Consider the following 24,078-nt stretch of genomic DNA (forward strand, 5'->3'; position numbering starts at 1 on the left):
CGTCGCCAGGGTGACGAGTCCTTCAGGAGGCAGTGACGACGGCTCCGCCGCCCAGCCGCGGCGCCTTGTCTGTGCCCGCTGCGGCGCATCGGCCGACGCCCTGACCGACGGCCCACCGCTGACCTGGACCTACTCCGTGGAGGACGGCTCCCGCCGCCACTACTGCGAGACCTGCTCCCGGGACAACCTCAGATCCATCGAGGGCCGCCTGGACTCGGACTGGTGGTGACGCCCACGGCCGGACTCACGCCTCCGCCACCTCTTCCCCGTCGTCCGCCGGGTCCTGCGGGACGAACCCCGGCAGCCACTCCTCCAGCTCGTCACGCAGCCGCACCGTCGCCCCGAGCTGGCACAGCACCCCGATCGTGCTCAGCGTCACCCGGTGGATCAGCAGATAGGCCGGCGGCAGGTTGAGCTGCTTGCCGAGCTGATAGGCGGGGGAGCGGATGTCGGCGACACGGGCGGCCTGGCTGCGCATCCAGCCCCGTGTGAAGGTGAACTCCTCGACCTGGGCCGGCTCGATGATCGGCAACAGATAGTCCATGACGGCATCCGGGTCCAGCTCTATCGTCTCCTTGACGAACCCTTCCACGCGCAGCAGCTCGTAGACCGCCTCGGCCTCACCGTCGAGGGTCATCCGCAGGGACTCGCCGATGGTGGCCGGCAGACCACCGGGCAGCCGGTCGACCGTGCCGAAGTCAAGGACGCCGAGGCGCCAGTCGTCCTCGCCCTCCGGGCCGCCGGGCAGGAGCCGGAAGTTGCCCGGGTGGGGGTCGGCGTGCAGCAGGCCAGTGCGGGCGGGGCCGGAGAAGAGGAAGCGGGCCAGCAGCTGACCGGCACGGTCGCGCTGCTCCTGGGTGCCGTCCGAGATGATCTCCGACAGGGGGACGCCGTTCATCCACTCGGTGACCAGGATCTGGTCGGACTGGTGGACCACCTGCGGCACGACCACGTCCGGGTCGTCCGTGAACTCCTCCGCGTGCGCCTGCTGGGCCTGGGCCTCCAGACCGTAGTCCAGCTCCTCCGAGACGCGGTCCTTCAGCTCCGCGATCAGCGGCTTGATGTCCATGCCGGGGATCAGCGGACCGAGCAGTCGCGAGAAACGGCTCAGCTGGTTCAGATCCGACAGCAGGGCTTCACCGGCACCCGGGTACTGCACCTTGACCGCGACCTCGCGGCCGTCGTGCCAGACCCCCCGGTGGACCTGGCCGATCGAGGCCGCCGCCGCGGGCTTGTCCTCGAACTCAAGGAACAGCTCGTGCCAGCCCTCGCCGAGCCGCTCCTCCAGCACCGCGTGCACGGTACGGGTCGGCATGGGCGGCGCGGCCTCCTGGAGCTTGGTCAGCGCGGCCCGGTAGGGGCCGGCCACCTCCTCGGGCAGCGCGGACTCGAAGACGGACAGGGCCTGGCCGAACTTCATCGCCCCGCCCTTGAGCTCGCCGAGCACCTTGAACAGCTGCTCGGCCGTTCGCTGTTGGAGTTCGCGGCCGACGAGCTCGGCGGATTCGCCGACGATCCGCTTGCCGAATCCCCAGGTCGCCCGCCCGGCGATGCCGAGCGGGAGCGCGGCGAGCTTGGCGGTCCGGGTAACCGCCTTCCGGGGAAGATCAGACATGCGCCCTCCAAGTCCCAGCCGGCCGCTCCGCCTCTGCCTCACGGCACTGCTCCGACGGCCGTTGCACCGCCATTGTCTCGTGCGACTCCCCGTCCTCCGAGAGGTGCTCCCCTTTTCCTCTCTCCACCGCCGCGCACGGGCACTCCGGATGTGCCCGGATCGACCGGGCGTGCCAGCGCAGACCGGGGACGGATACCTCCCAGCGTGACCCGGCACTGGAGGGGACCCGGCCGTCCAGGAAAGCCAGCGCGTGGGCGGCCGCCAGGCCCGCCACGGTCGTGGCCAGCGTCAGATCGCAGGGCCGGACCTGACGCTGCCTGCCGGAGCGCCACTGGGCGATCATGCGCGGCCAGGCAGGGTCCCGGTCGGTGCGGCCCTCGTGCAGACACCCCGCGCAGCTCGTCTCCCCGGGCAGCACGAGAGGGCCGACCACGCCGGTGCCCTCCACGACCCCGGCGTACAGATGGGGTGTCCCGGAAGCCATCAGCGGCTCGGCGGCGGCCGGGTCGGGCGCGTGCACGGCGACATCGTCGCGCGGGGTGATGATCACCAGTGAGAAACCGGGGTCCCCCTCTTCCAGGGACGCCCCGGCCGTCGTGCGGCGCGGCGGCCGGTCCGGGGCCGCCCGGCGCACGGCACGGCGTGCCGACTCGTCCCTGCGGTCGCCGACGGACTCCGCGGGAAGCCCGCCGGGCGCGATGTCCCACGGCTCCACATGGCCACCGTCGAGCACATCCACCTCGCCCACGCCGGCCCCGGCCAGGAGTGAGGCGAGCACGGCACCCACCCGTCCCGCGCCCCGCACCCGCACGCGCTGCGAGCGCCGGGCCGCCAAATGCCCCATGGCCTCCCCGGGCGCCGAGGTCGTCAGGGACAGGGAGGCGAGGTCGGGGCGCAGCCGGTCGAGCACGTCCTTCTTCTCGCGCAGGGCATCGGCGGCCGGGCCACCGCCCCGGGCGTCGTCCAGCAGCCCGGCCCCCGCGAGCCCCCGGACCAGCCTGTCGACATGGCCGTCGGGCAGGTCCATGCGGCGTCCTTCCTCGCGCAGGAGCTCCAGCCCCCGCGTGCCGTTCAGCAGGTCGAGGAAGCTGCCCGTCGCCTGGTCCATCGGGCCGAGAGTCAACGCATGCGCCGGTGTCATCCCGAACTGCACGGTGTTGAGGTTGCGCCAGCCACGCTTGAGCGCGGGTTTCACCACTGGATGCATGACAAGCCCCCGTATGTCATAGATCGTCCCCGTGTGTCGGCGGAACGCGGATGCGGGCCAGGGCAGGGAACGCCGAGGCCGGTCGCAAGCAGGGCTCCCGGTCCCTGGTCCCGGACCGACCCCGCCATCGCTTCGCCGACGGGATCCAGCATGCCCAACCCCGCCGTCGGCTGCCGAAAGTTGTCCACAGGCGCGAGCATTCGTCGTACAAATCCGGCGGCCGGTGGGGGTGGCGGCACCGAACCGTCCAGGAGCCGGGACTTCCCCGTGTGCAGCGGGTAACGTCGGGGCGTGCCCGCCGACCCACTGCACCGCGCCGGAACGCCACACCGCAGCAAGACGAGCCAGCCGCCGACCGGCTCGGGGGCGAGCGCGATCGAGGTCCGCAGGAGCGCGCGCCGACGCAGAACGGTCTCCGCGTACCGCGAGGGCGATCGCACCGTGGTGCTCATCCCCGCCCGTATGTCCGAGGCGGAGGAGCAACGCTGGGTGAACGTCATGCTCGACAAGCTGGCCGCCCAGGAGAGCAAGCGGGCCCTCGGCGACGCCGAGCTGGCGGAGCGCGCCCGGCGCCTGTCGGACCAGTACTTCGACGGACGGGCCCGGCCCGCGTCGGTGCGCTGGGTGACCAACCAGAACACACGCTGGGGATCCTGCACCCCCGCCGAGGGCAGCATCCGCCTCTCGCACCGACTCCAGGGCATGCCCGAGTACGTCGTCGACTACGTCCTCCTCCACGAACTCGCCCATCTGCTCGTCCCCGGACACGGTCCACGCTTCTGGGAACTCCTCGAGGCCTATCCGCGCACCGAGCGGGCCCGCGGGTACCTCGAAGGCGTGGTCGCCGCCGAGCGGTTGCCCCATGTGCCCGGCGCGCGGGGTGAGAGCCCCGCGGGGTGACCGGCCGCTTTCCGCGAGCGAACAGCCGATACGGCCGAGTGGCCGTTCTGTACCGGCTCTGTACCGACCTCGTCCGTTGTCCGGGTTTGCCGTTAGCCTGGCGCGACGCAATCACGTTCTGGATGGGGGACGGTCGTAACGCATGGCCAGGGAATTCCAACGCGGCCACAAGGCCAGGATCAGTGACCTCACCGCGGGCACGGATCTGTACGTAGGTGTACAGATCGCCGGCCCCGGACTGAGCTTCGACATCAGCTGCTTCGGCCTCGACGCCGATGAACGGCTCTCGGACGACCGGTACTTCGTCTTCTTCAACCAGCCGAAGTCTCCCGAGGAGTCCATTCAGCTCCTGGGTGCCCAGGCGGGCGACACGGAGTCCTTCCGCGTGACGCTCGACCGGGTCCCGTCGCGGATCCAGAAGCTGTCCTTCACGGCGACGATCGACGGCGCCGGTCAGATGTCGCAGATCACCTCCGGCTACATCCGCATCGTCGCGGGTGGCGAGGAGGTGGCGCGCTACTCCTTCAACGGCTCGGAGTTCTCCACCGAACGGGCCGTGATGCTGGGCGACTTCTACCTGAAGGACGTCTGGCGGTTCGCCGCCGTCGGGCAGGGCTTCGACGGCGGTCTGGACGCGCTGCTGAAGAACTTCGGCGGTGAGGTGGCCGAGGAGGAGACGCCCGCGCCCGCCCCGCAGCAGCCGCAGGCCGGCGCCGCACCGGGCTTCGCCCCGCCCGCGTTCGGCGTCCCCGGCACTCCGGAACCCGCCCCGGCTCCGGCGCCCGCACCGGCGGCCCCTCCAGCGCCCGCGCCCCAGCCGGCCGCCCAGGGCTTCGCGCCCCCGCCCGGCGCCACCCCGCCGCCCACCCCGGCGCCCGCGCCCCAGGTGCACGCTGCCCCGACCATCGCCGCGCCTCTGCACACCCCGCCAGGCGGCTCCCAGGTGCCGCCTCCGGCCCCGGCGCCCGCGCCCTACGGCCAGCCGGGCCAGCAGCCCCCGCAGCACGGCCAGCCGCCGCAGTACGGTCAGGTCCCCGGTCAGACGGCCCCGCCTCCGCCCGGCTACGGCCAGCCCCAAGCGCCTCACGCACCTCAGGCGCCCCACGCCCCGGCCCCGCCCCCCGGATACGGCCAGCCCACCCCGCCCCCCGGCTACGGACAGCAGCCGCCGCCGATGGGACAGGCCCCCTACGGAGCCCCGCAGGGCGTTCCCCAGGGCGCCCCGCAAGGCGCTCCCCAGGGCCCCGGTGTGTCCGGCGCGCTCCAGCAGTTCAAGGAGACCCCCACGGGGCAGCGCTGGACGCAGCAGAACAAGAAGCTCGTCCGCGTCGACCTCGGCATCGGTGGACAGCCCGTGCTGGCCCGGCAGGGCAGCATGGTGCTCTACCAGGGCAAGGTCGACTTCAGCTACAAGGGCGCCGGGTTCGCCGGCCGGATCGTGGGCAACGCGACCGGCCAGGAGATGCAGCTGATGCGCTGCACCGGCCAGGGGCAGGTGTTCCTCGCCGAGAACTCGACCATGCTGCACCCCCTCGAACTGCAGGGCGACGCCGTCTGCGTCTCCGCCGAGAACGTCCTCGCCTTCGACGAGAGCCTCACCTATGAGGTCCGCCGCATCGAGGGCCACGGCATCCCCGGCGGCGCACTGTTCACCATGCAGTTCCAGGGCACCGGCACCATCGTCGTCAAGACGCACGGCACGCCCGTGGTGCTGCCCGTCACGCCCACCACCTTCGCCGACTGCAACGCCGTGGTCGCCTGGTCGGCCGCCGCCCAGGTCGTCGTCTCCAGCCAGGTGCGGATGCGCCGCAACGCCTACCCCGGTGACACGGGGGAGAGCGTGAACCTCCAGTTCCGGGGAGCGCCCGGCAACTTCATCGTCGTTCAGCCGTACGAGGTCTGAGGGAGCCCGTCATGACACAGCAGTTCGCGGGCCACGCCCCCGCACCCGTCACCGCCCGCATGGAGAACCACGGCAATCACATGCTGAAGGTCGCCATGCAGACCGGCAACGACCTCCTCGCGCGCGTGGGGTCGATGGTCGCCTACGAGGGATTCGTCCAGTACGAGCCCAACCCGCCCGCCGTCCGCCAGATCGCCAAGGACTGGATGACCGGTGAGGGCGCGCCCCTGATGAAGTGCTCCGGCGACGGCTTGCTCTACCTCGCCGACTACGGTGCCAACGTCGTCGTGATCAACCTCAACGGCGACGGCATCTCCGTCAACGCCACCAACCTGCTCGCCTTCGACGCCCACCTCACATGGGGCGTGGAGCGGGTCAAGGGCCTGGCGAAGTTCGCCGGGCAGGGCCTGTGGAACACCAAGATCTCCGGGCAGGGCTGGGTTGCTCTGACCTCCCGGGGCAAGCCCATCGTCGTCGACTGCGGAGGCGGCGAGGACGAGACCTACGTCGACCCCGACGCGCTCGTGGCCTGGTCCCCGAACCTCAAGGTGAAGGGCAAGCGCAGTTTCCGGGCCCAGTCGCTGATCGGCCGCGGCAGCGGCGAGGCCTACCAGATGGCCTTCTCCGGTCAGGGCATCGTCGTCGTCCAGCCCAGCGAGGACAGCACCGACCGCCTCCGGGTCCGGGGCTGAGGGGGAGCCACACGTCATGCAGAGCCCGATTTTCGCCTACAACGAGCAGCAGACCCAGGACCGCTGGAGCCTGCAGAACAAGCAGATGCTGCGCGTCACCCTGGAGGGCCACGACGACGTCCTGGCCCGCAAGGGCACGATGGTCGCCTACCAGGGCCTCGTCGAGTTCGACGCGGAGTTCCAGAACAACCAGCAGTCACGCGCGCGTGCGCAGACCGGGGAGGGTCTGGACCTGATGCGCTGCCACGGGCAGGGCACGGTCTACCTCGCCAACCTCAAGCAGCACGTGCACGTCATGGAGGTGGACCAGGACGGCCTCACCGTCGACAGCAGCTATGTGCTGGCGATGGACTCCTCCCTGCACCACGAGGTCATCGCCGTGGACAGCCTGTACGGCATCTCCGGCTCCGGTAAGTACCAGCTCAACATCACCGGCCGGGGCAAGGTCGCCCTGATGACGTCCGGGATGCCGCTGGCGCTGCAGGTGACGCCCGACAAGTACGTCAACTGCGACGCCGACGCGATCGTCGCCTGGTCGACGAGCCTGCGGGTGCAGATGCAGGCCCAGACGCACTCGTCCGGGGTGTGGCGGCGGCGCGGCAGCACCGGCGAGGGCTGGGAGCTCAGCTTCATGGGCACCGGCTTCGCGCTGGTCCAGCCCAGCGAGCTGCTGCCGCCGCAGGGCGCCCAGATCGGCTCGGGCCTCGCCGCGCAGTACGGCATGGGGCAGCAGGGGGCGCGGGGGCAGAACCAGGGCAACGTCTGGAGCTGAGCGAGCGCTCCGCGGGGTTCGGCCGGTTCAGGTCGGGGGCTGTGCCTCTCGCCTCGGCCGGCCGGCCGTCCGTGCGCGCTCGCGCGGTTCCCCCGCCCATGAGGGGGCGCTGCCCACTGTCAGCAGGAGGGTAAGGGGCGGTCGCCACAGCGGCCGTCCCTTACCCAGGTGTTCAGACCCCGAGCCTCGCGCGGGCCGCCCTCAGCAGCCGCACGACCGACTCGTCCGCCACCTCGGCCACCTTGTCGTACCCGAACCAGCGCACGTCGAGCGACTCGTCGCTGATCGCGTGCGCGGCGCCCGGGGGCGCCACGACCGCGTACTGGACGTCGAAGTGGCAGTGGCACGGCGGCGGGATCGGATGCCGGTCCAGGCCCACCGGGCCGCCGGACAGCAGGGTCAGACCCGGCACGCCGGACTCCTCCGTCGCCTCACGCAGGGCCGCGTCCGCCAGAGAGGCGTCACCGGGCTCGCAGTGGCCGCCCATCTGGAGCCACATCCGCAGCTTCTTGTGCAGGGTCAGCAGCACCCGGCCGCCCTCGGGGTCGATCACCAGGGCGCTCGCCGTGATGTGACCCGCGTGGCAGGCCTTCCACAGGCCGTCCGGGTGCTCCGCCAGGTGGTCCAGATAAGCCTGGCGCAGCTCAGGCTGGTCCTCGTACTCCTTCAGCACGAGGACCGCGTCGTCGTACAGGCTCACCCGGCGTCGTCGCCCTTGCTCTCGCCGTCGGCCCCGCCCTGGTCCTTCTTCTTCAGGTCGGGCTTGTCCGCCGCCTCGCCGAGCATCTTGTCCAGCTCGGAGAAATCGATCTGCTCGCGGTGCACGAAGCCGTCCGGGTCGTCCAGGTCGGTCGCCGTGGGCAGCATGTCCGGGTGGTGCCACAGGGCGTCCCGGCCGTCGACACCGCGCGCGTCCGTGAGCGAGGCCCACAGACGGGAGGCGTCCCGCAGACGGCGCGGGCGCAGCTCCAGGCCGATCAGCGTGGCGAACGTCTGCTCGGCAGGGCCGCCCGAGGCGCGGCGGCGGCGCAGCGTCTCGCGCAGGGCGTCGGCGGACGCCAGACGCGGTTTCGCGGCGGCGTGGACCACCGCGTCCACCCAGCCCTCCACGAGCGCCAGAGCCGTCTCCAGACGGGCCAGGGCCGCCTTCTGCTCGGGCGTGTCCTCCGGCTGGAACATGCCCTGCTGGAGGGCTTCCTGCAACTGCTCGGGATTCTGCGGGTCGAACTGGCCGACCACGTCCTCCAGCTTGGCCGTGTCGACCTTGATCCCGCGGGCGTAGCCGTCGACCGCGCCGAACAGATGCGAGCGCAGCCAGGGCACGTGCGCGAAGAGGCGCTGGTGGGCGGCCTCGCGCAGGGCGAGATAGAGCCGCACCTCCTCCTGGGGGACGCTCAGGTCCTTGCCGAAGGTCTCGATGTTCACCGGGAGCAGCGCGGCCTTGCCGGCCGGGCCGAGCGGAAGGCCGATGTCGGACGAGCCGACGACCTCACCGGCGAGCACACCGACGGCCTGCCCGATCTGCGTGCCGAACATGGCGCCGCCCATCGAGCGCATCATGCCGATCAGCGGACCGGCCATGGCCTGCATCTCCTCCGGCAGGACGTCGCCCATGGCGGTGCCGACGCGCTCGGCGACCGGATCGACGAGCTCCTTCCAGGCGGGCAGGGTCGCCTCGACCCACTCCGCGCGGCTCCACGCCACCGCGGAGGCGGCACCGGAGGGCAGCGACGTGGCATCGTCGAGCCACAGGTCGGCCAGGCGGACGGCTTCCTCGACGCCCTTGCGGTCGGCCGTACCGACGCTGGCGTCCTTGGTGCCGTCAGGGCTGCCCTGGGAGACCGTCTGGCGGGCGATCTGCTTGGCCATGTCCCAGTTCACCGGGCCGCCCTCGTAGGAGAGCATCTGGCCCAGCTGCTGGAACGCGGCGCCCAGGTCGGTGGGGTTCAGCGACCCGAACATGGCTGCGAACGGATTGTCCGCACCGGGGCCGCCGGGGCCACCGGGACCGCCGCCGAAGCCTCCGGCTCCGGGCAGGCCGCCAAAACCGAACGGGTTGGCCGGTCCCTGACCACCACCGCTCTCCTGGTCCTTCTTCTTGCCCTCGTCGCCGTCGTCCGGCTCCTCCGGCGGAAGGCCGAATCCGAATGGGGTGTCACTCACGGGATTCCTCGGCTGGTAGGGCCGCCGGTTCTTTCCGGCGGCACGGCTGCCCGACAACACCACCCAGCGTAGACACCTGGGGCGGATCGGGCCTCGGTGCTTCGCCGACTGACGGCCTGCGGCAGGATGGATGCCACCTGGTACGCACGCGTCGGACGCGCTCGTACTGAAGACAACCGCTGGAGACGCCCGGTGAGTTCCCCAGATCCGCAGGTTCGCGCAGCGCGAAACCAGTCAACCAGTTCCGCGAGTCCCGCGGCGCGCGGACCCGTCGTCGCGGTGACCGGCGCCGCGTACGGCGTAGGAGCCCTGCTCACGGAGCGGCTCGCCGCGTCCGACGAGGTCAAGCAGGTCCTCGCCATCGACGAGCGGCGTGGCGAGTGCGCGGCGGCCCAGTGGCACATCCTGGACGTCCGTGATCCGGCCATCGCGGACAAACTGCGCGGGGCCGACGTGGTCGTGCACCTGGCGCTGGATCTCGACCTGGAGACCGACGCGGCCGCCCGAACGGCCTACAACGTACGGGGGACGCAGACCGTCCTCACGGCCGCCGCGGCGGCCGGGGTGCACCGGGTCGTGCTGTGCACCTCGGCGATGGTCTACGGGGCGCTGCCCGACAACGAGCTGCCGCTCTCCGAGGACGCCGAGCTGCGCGCCACCGCCGAGGCGACCGGGGTCGGCGACCTCCTGGAGATCGAACGGCTGGCGCGCCGGGCGCCCCGGGCGCACCCCGGACTCAATGTCACCGTGGTCCGGCCTGCCGTGCTGGTGGGCGGTACGGACACCGCGCTGACCAGGTATTTCGAGTCTCCCCGGCTGCTCGTCGTCGCCGGGTCGCGGCCCGCGTGGCAGTTCTGTCACGTCGAGGACCTGTGCAGCGCGCTGGAGTACGCCGTCCTGGAGAAGGTCGACGGGGAACTGACCGTCGGGGAGGAGGTCGAGGAGCTCAGCGGCATCCGGCGCATGGAGCTGCCCTCGGCGGTCGCTCTCGGCGCGGCGGCGCGCCTGCACCGGATCGGGCTCACGCCGTCCCCGGCCGGGGACCTGGCGTACACGATGTACCCCTGGGTGGTGAGCGGCAGCCGGCTGCACGACGCCGGGTGGCGGCCGCGGTACACCAACGAGGAGGTGCTGGCGGAACTCCTGGAGGAGGTGTCCGGTCGGCACACGGTCGCCGGACGGCGGCTGGGCCGCAAGGACGCCACGGCCGCCGGTGCCGCGGGTGCCACGGTGGCGCTGCTGGGCGCGGCGGCGGTCGTGCGGCGGGCGCGCAAGGCCCGGCGCCGGATCTGAGGGGCGCCTCGGCGGGGCTGGAGCGGGACGCCCCTGTAGGAGGCTCCAAACGCGTACGCGCGCGTGCCGGGCGATAGCTCTATTCCGCGCTGTCGGTCGGGTGCGGCACGATGGACCCATGGCAACCACGAACGATCACCCCGGTGAGCAGGCCGCGCAGGACCCGATCAAGCTGATCGGGATCCGCGACTCGGCCCTCTCCCTGGACGAGGTGTTCCGGGCGGTCGGGGACGACGCGGCCGGTGGGACCGCGCTCTTCGTGGGAACCGTGCGCAACCACGACGGGGGTGCCGACGTCGACGAGCTGGGCTATTCGTGCCACCCCGGCGCCGAGGCGGAGATGCGGCGGGTCGCCGAGAAGGTCGTGGCCGAGTTCCCGGTGCGGGCCCTGGCCGCCGTGCACCGCGTGGGGGACCTCAGGGTCGGGGACCTCGCCGTGGTCGTCGCCGTCTCCTGCCCGCACCGCGGAGAGGCCTTCGAGGCGTGCCGGAAGCTGATCGACGACCTCAAGCACGAGGTGCCCATCTGGAAGCACCAGAGGTTCTCCGACGGCACCGAGGAGTGGGTCGGCGCCTGCTGATCCCGGGGGCCGTCCTCCGGTTGCGTAACCGCACCCCCGGCGTGAGCGTTGTCACTGCGGATCGTTAATCTGCTGATCAGTCAGTTGCGGACGCTCAGAGGGGTTGGAGGTCGGCATGGCGGCGCTCGCCTGGTTGCTGATTCCGCTTGTGGCTGCCATCGGCGCGGGGCTCTGGGGCAGTTGGGCCAACCGGACCCGCAAGGTCCGAAACGACGGCCCGGAGCTCACCGGCTACGCCCGCTTCCGGGAGGCCATGGAAAAGCCCCGGCCCGGTGCCTGACCGGACAGGAAACAGCAGGTCACAGACATGATGGAGCGCAGGGTCGCCCCGGACGGGCGGCCCTGACGGTGCGCTGACAGGACCGTCCCGTAGTGTCGTGTCATGCCACGCCGCACCGCGACGATGCTCGCCTCCACCCTGATGCTGATCGCGCTCCTGTGCGCGGGAGTGTTCATCCCCGTGCCGTACGCGGAGATGTCCCCGGGGCCGACGGTGAACACGCTGGGCGACCACGACGGTGAGCCGGTGCTGCAGATCGCGGGCAAGAAGACCTACCCGACCAGTGGCCACCTGAACATGACCACGGTCCGCGTCACGAGCGCCGACTACCGGATGAACCTGGTCGAGGCCGTCTACGGCTGGCTCGCGCACGACAACAAGGTCGTGCCGCACGAGACGCTCTACCCGGACGGTAAGACCGAGGAGCAGTCCACCCAGGAGAACGCCGAGGAGTTCAGCCAGTCCCAGGAGAGCGCCAAGGTCGCCGCCCTGAAGCAGCTGGACGTTCCGGTGAAGTCCTGGGTGATCGTCTCGACGGTTGTCAAGGGATCCCCGGCGGAGGGCAAGCTGCACGCGGGGGACGTGATCAAGGCCGTCGACGGTACGGCGGTGAAGGAGCCGGCCGACGTCGCGAAGCTCGTCACCAAGCACAAGCCGGGCCAGGAGGTCCGCTTCACGATCGTGCCGGCCAAGGAGCAGGCCGCCGCGGAGAAGGAGAAGCGGACGCCGACCAAGACGCAGGACATCGCGATCACCACCACGACGTCCGACGACACCGGTGAGAAGCGGGCCATTGTGGGGATCTCCGCGGGGACCGACCACACGTTCCCGTTCTCCATCGACATCAAGCTCGCCGACGTCGGCGGACCGAGCGCCGGGCTGATGTTCGCGCTCGGCATCTACGACAAGCTCACTCCGGGCAGCCTGACCGGCGGCAGGTTCGTGGCCGGCACCGGCACGATCGACGACGCTGGCAAGGTCGGGCCGATCGGCGGCATCGAGATGAAGACCGTGGGCGCGCGGGCCAAGGGCGCGCGGTACTTCCTCACGCCCGCCGACAACTGCGCGGCCGCCGCCAAGGACACCCCCGACGGTCTCACCCTGATCAAGGTGGGCACCATCAAGGACGCCCTCGGCGCTCTCGAGGACATCCGCAGCGGAGACACCGCGGATCTGCCGAAGTGCGGCAAGTAGGACGTTGACCAGGGGTCCGGGAAGCCGGACCCCTCAGCCGTCGGGGACTGCCCGGCCAGGGCTACTCCTCGAACGTCGCCGCCAGCGCCTCCGCCAGGCCCGGGACCAGGTCGGACCCGGTCAGCACCTCGGTGGGGGAGTCCTTCTCGCGCAGCCGCAGGGCCGACTCGCGCGTGGCGTCCCGCAGGACCGCGACCGTCATACGGACCTCCTGACGGTCCGGGTGGTCCGCCACCCACTTCGTGAGCGCGGCTTCGCTCAGACCCTTCGGAACCTGGGCCTCCGCGGACGGCGGCAGCATCAGGCGCTCCACTGCGAGGGCGCAGCCGACCACCGCGTCGGGCCAGGCGATGGTGGCGAGGAACTCGTCGAGCGGCTTGCCCGTTGGAACTTCGTCCTGCTCGATCGGGGTCAGGCCGGAGTTCTCCGGCTCGTCCCCCAGTCCGAGCCGGTCTGCGAGCGAGGGCTGTTCGGCCCGCAGTCGTGCGGTGTCGACGAGGGCGAAAAGGCGGGCGGGCTGGTCCCAGCCGAGTCCGGAGACGTACTCGTCGATCTCGAGAACGGCCCGGGTGAGCGGGTTCGCAGCCATGGGAGTGTTGGACATGGTCACAATCCTCTCTCGTTCCTCACCGGAATCGGGAACCGAGTAAACGGTGAGTAAGTTGCATAGGTGAGGGCCCACGATCACGGGGGCCACACACGGTCCGTGAAGACGCGGGCCTGACGGATCAACAGCGAACTTCGAGGTGCGCACCTTGGCTTTCCAGATGCCGGACCGCGGCGGAGGCCCGACAGGGCCGCGGATCAGAGTGGGCCGCCCGTCCCGGCGTGTCCGGACCCTGCTCATGACACTGGGCGTCCTGGCCGTTCTCGGCATGACGTTCACCATGTTCGCGGGCTTCTGGACGGACTGGCTCTGGTACCGCTCGGTGAACTACTCCTCGGTCTTCACCACCACCCTGTGGACCAAGATCGGGCTCTTCTTCGTCTTCGGCCTGCTCATGGCGCTCGCCGTCGGCTTCAACATCTGGCTGGCGCACCGGCTGCGGCCGCCGCTGAGCGCCATGTCGATGGAGCAGCAGAACCTCGACCGCTACCGGATGAGCATCGCGCCCTACAAGAAGTGGCTGCTCTTCGGGATCACCGCCCTGGTGGGCCTGATCGCCGGAGCCTCCGCCTCCGGCCAGTGGCGCACATGGCTGATGTGGGTCAACGGCGTGCCCTTCGGCCAGAAGGACCCCCAGTTCAAGCTGGACGTCGCCTTCTACGCCTTCGACCTGCCCTGGTACCGGTTCCTGCTCGGCTTCGGCTTCGCCGCCGCGATCCTGTCCGTGATCGCCGCCGCGCTGACCCACTACCTCTACGGCGGACTGCGCGTCACCAGCCCGGGCGCCCGCGCCACGGCCGCGGCCACCGGGCACCTGTCGGTGCTCATCGGGATCTTCGTGGCCCTCAAGGCGGTCGCCTACTGGCTCGACCGCTACGGGCTCGCGGTGAAGTCCAGCGACTTCAGGGCGACCGACAACTGGACGGGCCTGAGGTACGTCGACGCCAACGCCTACCTGCCGGCGAAGACCATCCTGTTCTGCATCGCCGTCATCTGCGCGCTGCTGTTCTTCGCCACCATCTGGCGGCGCACCTGGCAGCTGCCCGTGATCGGCTTCGGTCTGATGGTGCTCTCCGCGATCCTCATCGGCGGCCTCTACCCGGCGATCGTGCAGAAGTTCCAGGTCCAGCCGAACGAGCAGGCCAAGGAAGCGCCGTACGTCGAGAAGAACCTCGAGGCCACGCGCAAGGCGTACGGCATCGACGGCACCAAGGTCACCGACTACTCGGGCACCAGCAAGACCGAGGACAAGTCGACCCTGCGCGATGACGTCCCCTCCACGGCGAGCATCCGGATCATGGACCCGAACATCGTCTCGCCGACGTTCCAGCAGCTCCAGCAGATCAGGAACTACTACGCGTTCCCGGACAACCTGGACGTGGACCGCTACACCAAGGACGGCAAGGACCAGGACACCGTCATCGGTCTGCGCGAGCTGAACCTCGCGGGCATCCCGAAGAAGAACTGGATCAACAACCACTTCCGTTACACGCACGGATACGGAGTGGTCGCCGCCGAGGGCACCAGCGCCGACGCCCAGGGCCGGCCCAACTTCACGGAGTCCGACCTCCCGTCCGAAGGCGACCTCGGCACCTACGAGCAGCGGGTCTACTACGGCGAGAAGACCACCACGTACTCGATCGTCGGCGGCCCCCAGAAGGAGATCGACTACTCCGACGACAACGGCGAAAAGACCACCAGCTACAAGGGTGACAGCGGGGTCGACCTCTCCAACCCGGTCAACCGGGCCGCGTACGCGGTGGCGTTCGGCGAGCCGCAGATCCTCTACTCCGGTGCCATCGGCGAGGGTTCGCGGGTCCTGTACAACCGCACACCCAAGGAGCGCGTCGAGGCGGTCGCCCCCTGGCTGACCATCGACGGCGACGCCTACCCGGCGGTGGTCAACCACCGGATCCAGTGGATCGTCGACGCCTACACGACGACCAACGGATACCCGTACTCCTCACGTACGACCCTCGGTGACACGACGGCCGACTCGCTGACCGCCACCAACGACAACCGCGCGGTGGTGGCCCAGCAGAACCAGGTCAACTACATCCGCAACTCGGTGAAGGCGACCGTCGACGCGTACACCGGCGAGGTCAAGCTCTACCAGTGGGACACCGAGGACCCGGTCCTGAAGACCTGGATGAAGGCCTTCCCGGACACGGTGGAGCCCAAGAGCGACATCTCCAAGGACCTGATGGACCACCTGCGCTACCCGCAGGACCTGTTCAAGGTCCAGCGGGAGCTGCTCACCCGCTACCACGTGAAGGACGCCACGACGTTCCTCAGCGGCAGCGAGGTGTGGCAGGTGCCGGACGACCCGACGAACCGGTCGGGCAGCGCCGTGCCGCCGTACTACCTGAGCATGAAGATGCCCGACCAGCAGGCGCAGGCGTTCTCGCTGACGACGACCTTCACGCCCAACGGCCGGGACAACCTCAGTGCGTTCATGGCGGTCGACGCCGAGGCGGGCACGAGTGACTACGGCAAGATCAGAATCCTGAAACTGCCGACGAACACCACGGTCAACGGACCCAAGCAGGTCCAGAGCCAGTTCAACTCGCAAGAGGAGATCGCCGAGTCCATCAGGCTCCTGAGAGGCGGCGACTCCGAGGTCGAGTACGGCAACCTGCTGACGGTCCCGCTCGACGGCGGACTGCTGTACGTCGAGCCGGTCTACGTACGCGGCGGCGGACTGAAATATCCGCTGCTGCGCAAGGTGCTGGTCACCTACGGAGGCAAGACCGCCTTCGAGAACACCCTCGACGAGGCACTCAACAAGGTCTTCGGAGCCGACGGCTCGACCACCGAGCCACCGGACGAGGGCGATACGCCACCACCGCCGACGTCCGACAACCCGACGGTCCAACAGGCCCTGGAGGACGCCCAGAAGGCGTTCGACGCGGGCCAGGAGGCCCTGAAGAAGAACGACTGGGAGGCGTACGGCAAGGCGCAGAAGGACCTTGAGGACGCTCTGCGGCGGGCCGAGGACGCGCAGTCCGAGGCGAGCGGCGCGGGCGGCTCCGGGGGCGGCGAGAGCAAGCCCGGCGGCAAGCCGAGCGGCAGCCCCAGCGGCAGTCCGAGCCCGAAGCCCAGTAGCTAGCGCCCTGGCCTGGTCAAATGCCCATCCCGCGCCGTGATACGGTTGTGAACACAACGGCGCGGGGTGGAGCAGCTCGGTAGCTCGCTGGGCTCATAACCCAGAGGTCGCAGGTTCAAATCCTGTCCCCGCTACTGAAGTCGCGATGTCCGAGTGACGTAGCGACATCGAAGGCCCGGATTCCACAAGGAATCCGGGCCTTCGTGATGTGTGAACGCATGTGCTGGACCAGGCCGTGGCCGCGCCGCCGTGGGGAGTTGGGCGATCTGTGTTTGACTTGTCTCTCTGTGGGCATGTCGACAAAACGCTGAAGTGACCTCACTGGCTGCGGTATACCAGGTGTACCCAGGTTGCAGGTGGTGCGACGATGGACGTTATGGGGGACAAGGCAACTCTGTTCGAGACAGGGCGTTTTGTGCAGCCTTCCAGCCGGGAGGACACCGAGACCCCGGACGAGACCGGGGAGATCGCCGACGAGGCGGCCGAGGAGCTGCGCCAGCGGCTGGCCGCCGAGGCCGGCGACGTCGAAGCGATGAGTGTCCTCGGGGCCATGCTGCTGCGCCGTGGCGATCTCGACGGTGCCGAGCCTCATCTGCGTGCCGCCACCGCCGCGGGCGACCGGGCGGCGGCCAACAACCTGGGAGTCCTCCTCCACCAGCGGGGATACGCCGACGAGGCCGCCGGATGGTGGCGGATCGCCGCCGTCGCCGGATCCACGGCGGCCGCGCACGCCCTCGGCCGGCACCACCGCGAGCGCGGCGACGAACCCGCCGCCGAGTACTGGCTGCGCCAGTCCGCCGAGCAGGGCCACACGCTGGGCGCATACGCGCTCGCCGACCTGCTGGAGCACCGCGGGGACGCCGCGGCCGAGCGGTGGATGCGGGTCGCGGCCGAGCGCGGCCACCGGGAGGCGGCGTACCGGCTGGCGCGGGCGCTGGACCGGAAGGCGGCACGGGAAGCCGGCGATGACGACGGTGTCCAGGCACCCGAGGAGGCCGAACAGTGGTACCGCCAGGCCGCCGCGCGCGGCCACCGGCGGGCCGCCCTGCACCTGGGGACGATCCTGGAGAGGCGCGGGGACCTCAAGGAGGCCGGACGCTGGTACCTGACGTCCGCCAAGGACGGCGAGGCGCGGGCCGCCTGCGCGCTCGGCTTCCTGCTGCGCGACGCGGGCGACACCGAGAACGCCGCCGTGTGGTGGCTGCGGGCCGCCCAGGACGGCGACGGCAACGCCGCGAACGCGCTGGGCGCGCTGCACGCCGAGCGGGGCGAGACCCAGACCGCCGAGCGGTGGTACCGCGCCGCGATGGACGCGGGCGACGTGAACGGCGCGTACAACCTCGGCCTGCTCTGCGCCGAGCAGGGGCGCACCCCGCAGGCCGAGCAATGGTACCGGCGTGCGGCCTACGCAGGGCACCGGGAGGCCGCGAACGCGCTGGCGATCCTGCTGCTGCGGGGCGGCGACGAGACGGGTGCGGAGCCGTGGTTCTCCAAGGCCGCCGAGGCCGGGAGCGTCGACGCCGCTTTCAACCTCGGCATCCTGCACGCCGGGCGGGACGAGGAGCGGGCCGCGCTGCGCTGGTACGAGCGGGCCGCTGCCGCCGGGCACACCGAGGCGGCGCTCCAGGTCGGCATGGCGCGGCTGCGGGACGGCGACGAGCAGGAGGCCGAGCGGCATCTGCGGTGCGCGGCCGGGGGCGGGAGCGCCGAGGCCGCGTACCGGCTGGCGACCGTGCTCGACGCCCGGCGTCCGCCGGAGCCGGCGCACGAGCTCGGGGAGCCGGTGCACCGTCGCAGCGAGTGCGAGGAGTGGTACGAGCGGGCGGCCTCGCAGGGGCACCGGCGGGCGCAGGTCCGCGTCGGCATGCTGGCGGCGGCCCGGGGTGATGTCGTCGAGGCGGCTCGGTGGTACCGGGAGGCGGCCGAGGCCGGGTCCCGCAACGGCGCGTTCAATCTCGGGCTGCTGCTGGCCCGGGAGGGGAGCGAGCCCGAGGCGGCGGTCTGGTGGACACGCGCCGCCGACGCGGGGCACGGGCGGGCGGCGCTGCGGCTCGCTCTCGTCTACGCGCGTCGGGGTGAGCTGGCGGAGGGCCAGCGGTGGGCCGACCGGGCCGTGTCCCTGGGGCCGGCGTCCGTCACCGAGCGGGCGGAGCGGCTGCGCGACGCGCTGCGGCAGGAGCTGTCCGCGTGAGGTGGTGCGGAAGGGGCCGGGGTGCGGCCGGGCAATGGATTTGCATCCGTCGTCCGCGGTGACGTAACGTTGCATTCACCGACGCGGGGTGGAGCAGCTCGGTAGCTCGCTGGGCTCATAACCCAGAGGTCGCAGGTTCAAATCCTGTCCCCGCTACTGAAGGCCGAGGGCCGGAATCCGAAAGGGTTCCGGCCCTCGGTGTATGCGGCGGCGTCGTCTTCGGCGAGGTCATGTGGCGTGGCAGCAGAGAGCCCCGGCACCCATCGGTGCCGGGGCTCTCGCGCGTTCGTGCGGGCTAGGCGGCCGCGCAGTTCGGGCAGATGCCGCGGTAGGTCACCTCGACGTCCGAGACCGCGAAGCCGAAGCGCTCGGTGTCGGGGAGGTCCGCCAGCGGGTTGCCGACCGGGTGGACGTCCCGGATCGCGCCGCACTGGGCGCAGACCAGGTGGTGGTGCGGCTGGTGGGCGTTCGGGTCGTACCGCTTGGCGCGCTGGTCGGTCGAGACCTCCAGCACCTCACCGAGGGTCACGAGCTCGCCCAGCGTGTTGTACACGGTCGCCCTGGAGATCTCGGGCAGCTTGGCGACGGCCCTGGCGTGGACCTCGTCGGCCGTCAGATGGACGTGTTCGCCGTCGAGGACCTCGGCCACGACGCGTCGCTGCGCGGTCATCCGCCATCCGCGTCCGCGCAGGCGTTCCAGAAGGTCACTCATGGCCACCAGCCTAACAGCTAAAGGGACCAGGTCCCGAACAGGTGTGAGTTTAGAGCCCTGCTTGCTTTAGACATTGTCTATTGTAGGATCGAGAACAGCTTCGACCGGTGGGACAGGCCGGTCAGGAACGGTGCAGGAGGCGCATGTGACGCAGGGACCGCTTACGACGGAAGCCGGGGCTCCGGTCGCCGACAACCAGAACAGCGAGACCGCGGGCGTCGGCGGCCCGGTGCTTGTCCAGGACCAGCTGCTGCTGGAGAAGCTGGCTCACTTCAACCGTGAGCGCATTCCGGAGCGTGTCGTCCACGCCCGCGGCGCCGGTGCGTACGGCACCTTCACGGTGACCGCCGACGTCACCTCGTACACGCGGGCCGCCTTCCTCTCCGGGATCGGCAAGCAGACCGAGGTCTTCCTGCGCTTCTCGACGGTGGCGGGCAATCTGGGGGCGGCGGACGCGGTCCGTGACCCGCGTGGCTTCGCGCTGAAGTTCTACACCGAGGAGGGCAACTACGACCTCGTCGGCAACAACACCCCGGTGTTCTTCATCAAGGACGCCATCAAGTTCCCGGACTTCATCCACACCCAGAAGCGCGACCCCTACACCGGCTCGACGGAGGCGGACAACGTCTGGGACTTCTGGAGCCTGTCGCCCGAGTCGACGCACCAGGTGACCTGGCTGTTCGGCGACCGGGGCATCCCCGCTTCGTATCGCCACATGGACGGCTTCGGCTCGCACACCTTCCAGTGGAGCAACGAGGCCGGCCAGGCCTTCTGGGTGAAGTACCACTTCAAGACCGACCAGGGCATCAAGAACCTCACCAGCGCCGAGGCCGCCCGGCTCGCCGGTGAGGACCCCGACTCCCACCAGCGTGACCTTCGCCGGTCCATCGAGCGCGGTGAGTACCCGTCCTGGACCGTCGGCGTGCAGATCATGCCGGTGGCCGAGGCGGCGACCTACCGCTTCAACCCGTTCGACCTGACCAAGGTCTGGCCGCACGCGGACTACCCGGTCATGGAGATCGGCAAGCTGGAGCTCAACCGCAACCCGGAGAACGTCTTCGCCGAGGTCGAGCAGTCGATCTTCAGCCCCGCCCACTTCGTGCCGGGTATCGGACCGTCCCCGGACAAGATGCTCCAGGGCCGTCTCTTCGCCTACGGCGACGCCCACCGCTACCGGGTCGGTATCAACGCCGACCATCTGCCGGTGAACCGGCCGCACGCCACCGTGGCGCGCACCAACTCCCGGGACGGGTACCTCTACGACGGCCGGCACGCCGGTGCGAAGAACTACGAGCCGAACAGCTTCGGCGGCCCGTTCCAGACGGACCGCCCGCTGTGGTCCGCCACGGCCGTGAGCGGCGCGACCGGCAGCCACCAGACTCCGGTGCACGCCGAGGACGACGACTTCGTGCAGGCGGGCAACCTCTACCGGCTGATGAGCGAGGACGAGAAGGAGCGCCTGATCGCCGATCTGGCCGGCTTCATCGCCAAGGTGTCGCGCGACGACATCGTCGAGCGGGCGATCGACAACTTCCGTCGGGCCGACGGAGACTACGGCAAGCGGCTGGAGGTCGCGGTCCAGGCCCTGCGCGGCTGAACTCCAGCGCTGGACCGCTTGCGTGGCTGACGGGCCGGGTCCTCTTCGGGGCCCGGCCCGTCCGCGTGCTTACGCCGGGACCCGCTGCCGTGCCGGTGCCCAGCAGCGGATGATGTCGCGGACCGAGACGATGCCGACGGGCTCGCCGCCCTCCAGCACGATGAGGTGCCGGAAGCCGCCGTGCGCCATGGCGGCCGCCGCCTCCTCCAGGGTCCAGGCCGGGGTGGCGAACACGACGTCGTTGGTGGTGTGGGCGTGGGTGCGTTCCGCGTCCGGGTCCTGACCCAGACCCACGGAGTTGAGGATGTCGCGTTCGGTGAGGATGCCGATGCCGGAATCGGGGTCATGGACGACGGCCGCGCCGACCTTGCGCGCGGACATCAGCGCTGCGGCCTGGCGCAGGGTGTGGGTCGGGCCGATGGTGAGGACGACTGTGCTCATGGCGTCACGGACGAGCATGGATGGAGCCACCTCCTGGGGGTCTCCCCGCCGTTCGTTCGGAATTTCACAAATTCACAAGTGGGGGGACTCTCAGGGTGGCAGGTAAAGGGAGGGTCAACAAGGGGGCGCTCGGTAACAACGGGGGGCTCGAACGCGCGTATCCGCTCCCGGACCGGAAAAGATCGCCGGCCGTCTACGTCAGTAGCGCTGGTTGAGGTACCCGAGTAGTTCGTCGTGGAGCAGGCCGTTCGACGCGGCCGCGTTGCCGCTGTGCGGGCCCGGGCGGGCGTCGAGGCCGGTGAAGGATCCGCCCGCCTCGGTGACGACGATGGCGGTGGCGGCCATGTCCCACAGGGACAGCTCCGGCTCGGCGCACATGTCGACGGAGCCCTCCGCGACCATCATGTACGGCCAGAAGTCGCCGTACGCGCGGGTGCGCCACACCTCGCGGGTCAGGTCCAGGAAGCCGTCCAGGCGGCCCTGCTCCTCCCAGCCGCTCAGTGAGGAGTAGGCGAGGGAGGCGTCGGAGAGCTTGGAGACGCGGGAGACCTGCAGCCGGGAGGCCTTGGTGAGGCTGCGGCCGGAGAACGCGCCGTGCCCCTTCGCGGCCCACCAGCGGCGGCCGAGCGCGGGGGCGGAGACGACGCCGACGACGGGCTGGAAGCCGCCCTCGCCGGCCTCCATCAGCGAGATGAGCGTGGCCCAGACGGGAACGCCGCGCACGTAGTTCTTGGTGCCGTCGATCGGGTCGATCACCCAGCGGCGGGGGCCGGTGCCCTCGACGCCGTACTCCTCGCCGAGGATCGCGTCCCTGGGGCGGGCGCGCCCGAGGTGGCCGCGGATGAGTTCCTCCGCGGCCTTGTCCGCCTCGCTCACCGGGGTCATGTCCGGTTTGGTCTCGACCTTGAGGTCGAGGGCCTTGAACCGGTCCATCGTCGCGGCGTCGGCGGCGTCGGCGAGGACGTGGGCGAGACGCAGGTCGTCGAGGTAGTCGGGCATGCAACGAACCTATCTGCCGAGGTGGTGGTGGGGCTACCGGGGGTTTGTGGGGGATTCGGAAGCGGTCTCGGGATGGGCGTCGCGTTCGGGCTCAGGTGTGGAGCTCGGGCTTGGTGTGGAGCTCGGGCTTGGTGTGGAGGATGTCGCGTGCCTGCTCGGCGGCGCGGGCGGAGCTCTCGGCGACGAAGTCGAGGAATCGGGCGATGTTCTCCAGGCGGGCGGCGGCCGGGGTGCCGGGGCCGAGGATGCCGACGCCCTGCCGCGCGGTTTCGACGATCTTGGCGAGGGCCTGTGTGCTGGCCAGCATCGACCGGTACCAGATGTCGTCGTCGACGATGTAGCGCTCGCGGCGGCCCTGGTCGGGCTCCCTGCGGACGAAGCCCTGGCTGTCGAGGAACGCCACCGCCTTGGACACCGACGCCGGGCTGACCTGGAGGCGCTGGGCCAGTTCGGCGGCGGTGAGGCTGCCGGAGTCGGTCATGCAGAGGCCTGCCAGCACCCGGGACATCATCTTGGGCATGCCCGACCCCATCATGACGGTGGTGAACGTCTCCTCGAAGTCGCGTACGGCCTCGGCGTCCCGGCCGTCCGCTCGCGGGAGCGCCTCCGGGTCGCGTGGCGCGGTCCGCTTGCGGCGGGTGCGGCGTTCCGAGGCGCGGTGGGCCAGGTCGGCGCGGTAGGCCGTGGGGCCGCCGTTGCGCATGACCTCTCGGGTGATCGTCGAGGTCGGGCGGTCCAGGCGCCGGGCGATCTCCGCGTAGGCGAGGCCGTCGGCCAGCCCCAGCGCGATCTGCTGGCGCTCCTGCTGCGTGAGTCTGCCTCCCGGCATCGCGGCCTCCTTCGTGGTGTGTGATGTCCGCACCATAGCGTTCGTCTCCATGTCATTGCAACGAATGGGCGTAGGGGTGTTGCGTTTGTCGGCAAGGTCGTTGCAATGAAATTGTGGCTTTGAGCTGTGATTACTTGTCGTGCATGCAACGCAGTAGTTGCCTATCGCGTGAACGCAACGTAGCTTTTCCATCGTTGGAAACGACGAACGACCTCAGGTCAAGGAGAGCAACGATGCAGAAGTTCGACAGCCCCGCCCTCGTCTCGGCCGTCCTGGACATCCCCGCCGGGCGCATCAACCTCATCGCCGCCGACCGGACCGACACCACCGTCGAGATCCTGCCCGCGGACCCCGGCAAGGGCCGCGACGTCAAGGCGGCCGAGCAGATCGAGGTCGCCTTCGACGACGGTGTCCTGCGGATCGAGGCCCCCGCGGCGAAGAACCGCCTCCTCGGCCACTCCGGATCCGTCGAGGTCACCGTCCAGTTGCCCGCCGGATCCCGCGTCCAGGCGAAGGCGGCCGCAGCCGACCTGCGCGGCGTCGGACGGCTCGGCGACGTCGCCTTCGAGGGAGCCCAGGGCACGGTCAAGCTCGACGAGACCGGCAGCGCCCGCCTCGCCCTGCTCGCCGGGGACATCTCCGTCGGCCGGCTGGGCGGTGCGGCCGAGATCAGCACCCAGAAGGGTGACCTCCGTGTCGCCGAGGCCGTGTCCGGCGCCGTCGCACTGCGCACCGAGCAGGGCGACATCACCGTCGCCGCCGCCCACGGCGTCTCCGCCTCTCTCGACGCCGGCACCGGCCACGGCCGGGTCCACAACGCCCTCAAGAACGCCGACGGTGTCGCCGGCCTGACCATCCACGCGACCACCGGCCAGGGCGACATCACCGCCCGCAGCCTCTAGAAGCCCGCCGCCTGTCCGAAGGAGCACCTCTCATGACCGATCTGGCCATCGCGGCGCACGGGCCGCGGAAGTCCTACGGCGACAGGGCCGACCCG

22 protein-coding genes and 2 tRNA genes are annotated in these 24,078 nt (G+C 70.6%); 15 read left to right on the forward strand and 9 right to left on the reverse strand.

What is annotated here, in order from left to right; translation table 11 throughout:
- Positions 1 to 10 precede the first annotated feature (10 nt).
- A complete protein-coding gene (locus tag ACFZDE_RS13345) occupies positions 11 to 229 on the forward strand; it encodes a hypothetical protein (RefSeq protein WP_390993770.1) in 219 nt (72 codons plus the stop codon).
- A 15-nt stretch (positions 230 to 244) separates the two neighbouring features.
- Here ACFZDE_RS13345 and ACFZDE_RS13350 read toward each other — a convergent pair whose 3' ends face one another.
- Both ACFZDE_RS13350 and ACFZDE_RS13355 read right to left on the reverse strand, forming a co-directional pair.
- Complete coding sequence (locus ACFZDE_RS13350) at positions 245 to 1,615, reverse strand: AarF/UbiB family protein (RefSeq protein WP_391199846.1); 1,371 nt, start codon at positions 1,613 to 1,615, stop codon at positions 245 to 247.
- Positions 1,608 to 2,822 carry a ThiF family adenylyltransferase gene (locus ACFZDE_RS13355; RefSeq protein ID WP_391199848.1) on the reverse strand — a complete coding sequence of 405 codons (1,215 nt, stop codon included), beginning with the start codon at positions 2,820 to 2,822 and terminating at the stop codon, positions 1,608 to 1,610. Before ACFZDE_RS13355 ends, ACFZDE_RS13350 begins: the two co-directional genes overlap by 8 nt.
- A gap of 291 nt (positions 2,823 to 3,113) precedes the next feature.
- On the opposite strand from ACFZDE_RS13355, the gene ACFZDE_RS13360 reads away from it, so the two are divergent.
- From ACFZDE_RS13360 to ACFZDE_RS13375, 4 genes are all read left to right on the forward strand, one after another.
- Positions 3,114 to 3,722, forward strand: a complete 609-nt coding sequence (locus ACFZDE_RS13360) for a SprT-like domain-containing protein (protein WP_391199850.1) — start codon at positions 3,114 to 3,116, stop codon at positions 3,720 to 3,722.
- Positions 3,723 to 3,864: 142 nt separating this feature from the next.
- Positions 3,865 to 5,625, forward strand: coding sequence for a TerD family protein (locus ACFZDE_RS13365; RefSeq protein WP_391199852.1), 1,761 nt, complete (start codon positions 3,865 to 3,867; stop codon positions 5,623 to 5,625).
- 11 nt (positions 5,626 to 5,636) lie between these two features.
- A complete protein-coding gene (locus tag ACFZDE_RS13370) occupies positions 5,637 to 6,317 on the forward strand; it encodes an AIM24 family protein (RefSeq protein WP_107455555.1) in 681 nt (226 codons plus the stop codon).
- Positions 6,318 to 6,333: 16 nt separating this feature from the next.
- Positions 6,334 to 7,089: an AIM24 family protein gene (locus ACFZDE_RS13375; RefSeq protein WP_390993775.1), complete on the forward strand. Its 756-nt coding sequence runs from the start codon at positions 6,334 to 6,336 to the stop codon at positions 7,087 to 7,089.
- 172 nt (positions 7,090 to 7,261) lie between these two features.
- Here ACFZDE_RS13375 and ACFZDE_RS13380 read toward each other — a convergent pair whose 3' ends face one another.
- Positions 7,262 to 7,789 carry an NUDIX domain-containing protein gene (locus ACFZDE_RS13380; RefSeq protein WP_391199854.1) on the reverse strand — a complete coding sequence of 176 codons (528 nt, stop codon included), beginning with the start codon at positions 7,787 to 7,789 and terminating at the stop codon, positions 7,262 to 7,264.
- Positions 7,786 to 9,252 (reverse strand): zinc-dependent metalloprotease, encoded by a 1,467-nt coding sequence (locus tag ACFZDE_RS13385; RefSeq protein WP_390993777.1) that lies wholly within the window; start codon positions 9,250 to 9,252, stop codon positions 7,786 to 7,788. Before ACFZDE_RS13385 ends, ACFZDE_RS13380 begins: the two co-directional genes overlap by 4 nt.
- 192 nt (positions 9,253 to 9,444) lie before the next feature.
- Here ACFZDE_RS13385 and ACFZDE_RS13390 point away from each other — a divergent pair, with 192 nt between their 5' ends.
- The 4 genes from ACFZDE_RS13390 (at position 9,445) to ACFZDE_RS13405 (ending at position 12,599) form a co-directional block, all read left to right on the forward strand.
- Positions 9,445 to 10,545 (forward strand): NAD-dependent epimerase/dehydratase family protein, encoded by a 1,101-nt coding sequence (locus tag ACFZDE_RS13390; protein WP_391199856.1) that lies wholly within the window; start codon positions 9,445 to 9,447, stop codon positions 10,543 to 10,545.
- 118 nt (positions 10,546 to 10,663) lie between these two features.
- A complete protein-coding gene (locus tag ACFZDE_RS13395) occupies positions 10,664 to 11,125 on the forward strand; it encodes a molybdenum cofactor biosynthesis protein MoaE (RefSeq protein WP_390993779.1) in 462 nt (153 codons plus the stop codon).
- A 115-nt stretch (positions 11,126 to 11,240) separates the two neighbouring features.
- Entirely contained in the window at positions 11,241 to 11,405 is a 165-nt protein-coding gene (locus ACFZDE_RS13400; RefSeq protein WP_167455419.1) for a hypothetical protein, read from the forward strand.
- Between the two features lie 102 nt (positions 11,406 to 11,507).
- Positions 11,508 to 12,599, forward strand: a complete 1,092-nt coding sequence (locus ACFZDE_RS13405) for a PDZ domain-containing protein (RefSeq protein ID WP_390993780.1) — start codon at positions 11,508 to 11,510, stop codon at positions 12,597 to 12,599.
- 61 nt (positions 12,600 to 12,660) lie between these two features.
- On the opposite strand, the gene ACFZDE_RS13410 is transcribed toward ACFZDE_RS13405, so the two are convergent.
- Positions 12,661 to 13,203, reverse strand: coding sequence for a PPA1309 family protein (locus tag ACFZDE_RS13410; RefSeq protein WP_391199858.1), 543 nt, complete (start codon positions 13,201 to 13,203; stop codon positions 12,661 to 12,663).
- A 163-nt stretch (positions 13,204 to 13,366) separates the two neighbouring features.
- Between ACFZDE_RS13410 and ACFZDE_RS13415 the strand changes: the two genes are divergently transcribed.
- From ACFZDE_RS13415 to ACFZDE_RS13430, 4 genes are all read left to right on the forward strand, one after another.
- Entirely contained in the window at positions 13,367 to 16,315 is a 2,949-nt protein-coding gene (locus tag ACFZDE_RS13415; RefSeq protein ID WP_391199929.1) for a UPF0182 family protein, read from the forward strand.
- Positions 16,316 to 16,372: 57 nt separating this feature from the next.
- Positions 16,373 to 16,446, forward strand: a tRNA-Met gene (locus tag ACFZDE_RS13420).
- A gap of 233 nt (positions 16,447 to 16,679) precedes the next feature.
- Positions 16,680 to 18,503 carry a tetratricopeptide repeat protein gene (locus ACFZDE_RS13425; protein WP_390993782.1) on the forward strand — a complete coding sequence of 608 codons (1,824 nt, stop codon included), beginning with the start codon at positions 16,680 to 16,682 and terminating at the stop codon, positions 18,501 to 18,503.
- A gap of 82 nt (positions 18,504 to 18,585) precedes the next feature.
- Positions 18,586 to 18,659: transfer RNA gene (locus tag ACFZDE_RS13430), tRNA-Met, on the forward strand.
- A gap of 139 nt (positions 18,660 to 18,798) precedes the next feature.
- Here ACFZDE_RS13430 and ACFZDE_RS13435 read toward each other — a convergent pair.
- On the reverse strand, positions 18,799 to 19,215 hold the full coding sequence (locus tag ACFZDE_RS13435; RefSeq protein WP_390993783.1) for a transcriptional repressor: 417 nt from the start codon (positions 19,213 to 19,215) through the stop codon (positions 18,799 to 18,801).
- A gap of 145 nt (positions 19,216 to 19,360) precedes the next feature.
- On the opposite strand from ACFZDE_RS13435, the gene ACFZDE_RS13440 reads away from it, so the two are divergent.
- Positions 19,361 to 20,812: a catalase gene (locus ACFZDE_RS13440; protein WP_391199859.1), complete on the forward strand. Its 1,452-nt coding sequence runs from the start codon at positions 19,361 to 19,363 to the stop codon at positions 20,810 to 20,812.
- A 69-nt stretch (positions 20,813 to 20,881) separates the two neighbouring features.
- On the opposite strand, the gene ACFZDE_RS13445 is transcribed toward ACFZDE_RS13440, so the two are convergent.
- The 3 genes from ACFZDE_RS13445 to ACFZDE_RS13455 form a co-directional block, all read right to left on the reverse strand.
- The gene (locus tag ACFZDE_RS13445) at positions 20,882 to 21,271 is read right to left on the reverse strand and encodes a CBS domain-containing protein (RefSeq protein ID WP_390993785.1); all 390 of its coding nucleotides are present in this window, start codon (positions 21,269 to 21,271) and stop codon (positions 20,882 to 20,884) included.
- Between the two features lie 180 nt (positions 21,272 to 21,451).
- Positions 21,452 to 22,252, reverse strand: a complete 801-nt coding sequence (gene hisN / locus ACFZDE_RS13450) for a histidinol-phosphatase (RefSeq protein ID WP_391199861.1) — start codon at positions 22,250 to 22,252, stop codon at positions 21,452 to 21,454.
- A gap of 91 nt (positions 22,253 to 22,343) precedes the next feature.
- Positions 22,344 to 23,081, reverse strand: a complete 738-nt coding sequence (locus tag ACFZDE_RS13455) for a helix-turn-helix domain-containing protein (RefSeq protein WP_391199862.1) — start codon at positions 23,079 to 23,081, stop codon at positions 22,344 to 22,346.
- A gap of 233 nt (positions 23,082 to 23,314) precedes the next feature.
- Here ACFZDE_RS13455 and ACFZDE_RS13460 point away from each other — a divergent pair, with 233 nt between their 5' ends.
- Positions 23,315 to 23,983 (forward strand): DUF4097 family beta strand repeat-containing protein, encoded by a 669-nt coding sequence (locus ACFZDE_RS13460; protein WP_391199864.1) that lies wholly within the window; start codon positions 23,315 to 23,317, stop codon positions 23,981 to 23,983.
- Positions 23,984 to 24,078 lie beyond the last annotated feature (95 nt).

This window comes from Streptomyces sp. NPDC007929 (assembly GCF_042959065.1).
GTDB lineage: Bacteria > Actinomycetota > Actinomycetes > Streptomycetales > Streptomycetaceae > Streptomyces.

Excerpts from the sequence above, each read along its gene's own strand:
- ACFZDE_RS13350 (WP_391199846.1), bottom strand. The coding sequence starts at position 1,615 with ATGTCTGATCTTCCCCGGAAGGCGGTTACCCGGACCGCCAAGCTCGCC.
- ACFZDE_RS13355 (WP_391199848.1), bottom strand. The coding sequence starts at position 2,822 with ATGCATCCAGTGGTGAAACCCGCGCTCAAGCGTGGCTGGCGCAACCTC.
- ACFZDE_RS13365 (WP_391199852.1), top strand. The coding sequence starts at position 3,865 with ATGGCCAGGGAATTCCAACGCGGCCACAAGGCCAGGATCAGTGACCTC.
- ACFZDE_RS13370 (WP_107455555.1), top strand. The coding sequence starts at position 5,637 with ATGACACAGCAGTTCGCGGGCCACGCCCCCGCACCCGTCACCGCCCGC.
- ACFZDE_RS13375 (WP_390993775.1), top strand. The coding sequence starts at position 6,334 with ATGCAGAGCCCGATTTTCGCCTACAACGAGCAGCAGACCCAGGACCGC.
- ACFZDE_RS13395 (WP_390993779.1), top strand. The coding sequence starts at position 10,664 with ATGGCAACCACGAACGATCACCCCGGTGAGCAGGCCGCGCAGGACCCG.
- ACFZDE_RS13400 (WP_167455419.1), top strand. The coding sequence starts at position 11,241 with ATGGCGGCGCTCGCCTGGTTGCTGATTCCGCTTGTGGCTGCCATCGGC.
- ACFZDE_RS13405 (WP_390993780.1), top strand. The coding sequence starts at position 11,508 with ATGCCACGCCGCACCGCGACGATGCTCGCCTCCACCCTGATGCTGATC.
- ACFZDE_RS13410 (WP_391199858.1), bottom strand. The coding sequence starts at position 13,203 with ATGTCCAACACTCCCATGGCTGCGAACCCGCTCACCCGGGCCGTTCTC.
- ACFZDE_RS13415 (WP_391199929.1), top strand. The coding sequence starts at position 13,367 with ATGCCGGACCGCGGCGGAGGCCCGACAGGGCCGCGGATCAGAGTGGGC.
- ACFZDE_RS13425 (WP_390993782.1), top strand. The coding sequence starts at position 16,680 with ATGGACGTTATGGGGGACAAGGCAACTCTGTTCGAGACAGGGCGTTTT.
- ACFZDE_RS13435 (WP_390993783.1), bottom strand. The coding sequence starts at position 19,215 with ATGAGTGACCTTCTGGAACGCCTGCGCGGACGCGGATGGCGGATGACC.
- ACFZDE_RS13445 (WP_390993785.1), bottom strand. The coding sequence starts at position 21,271 with ATGCTCGTCCGTGACGCCATGAGCACAGTCGTCCTCACCATCGGCCCG.
- hisN (WP_391199861.1), bottom strand. The coding sequence starts at position 22,252 with ATGCCCGACTACCTCGACGACCTGCGTCTCGCCCACGTCCTCGCCGAC.
- ACFZDE_RS13455 (WP_391199862.1), bottom strand. The coding sequence starts at position 23,081 with ATGCCGGGAGGCAGACTCACGCAGCAGGAGCGCCAGCAGATCGCGCTG.
- ACFZDE_RS13460 (WP_391199864.1), top strand. The coding sequence starts at position 23,315 with ATGCAGAAGTTCGACAGCCCCGCCCTCGTCTCGGCCGTCCTGGACATC.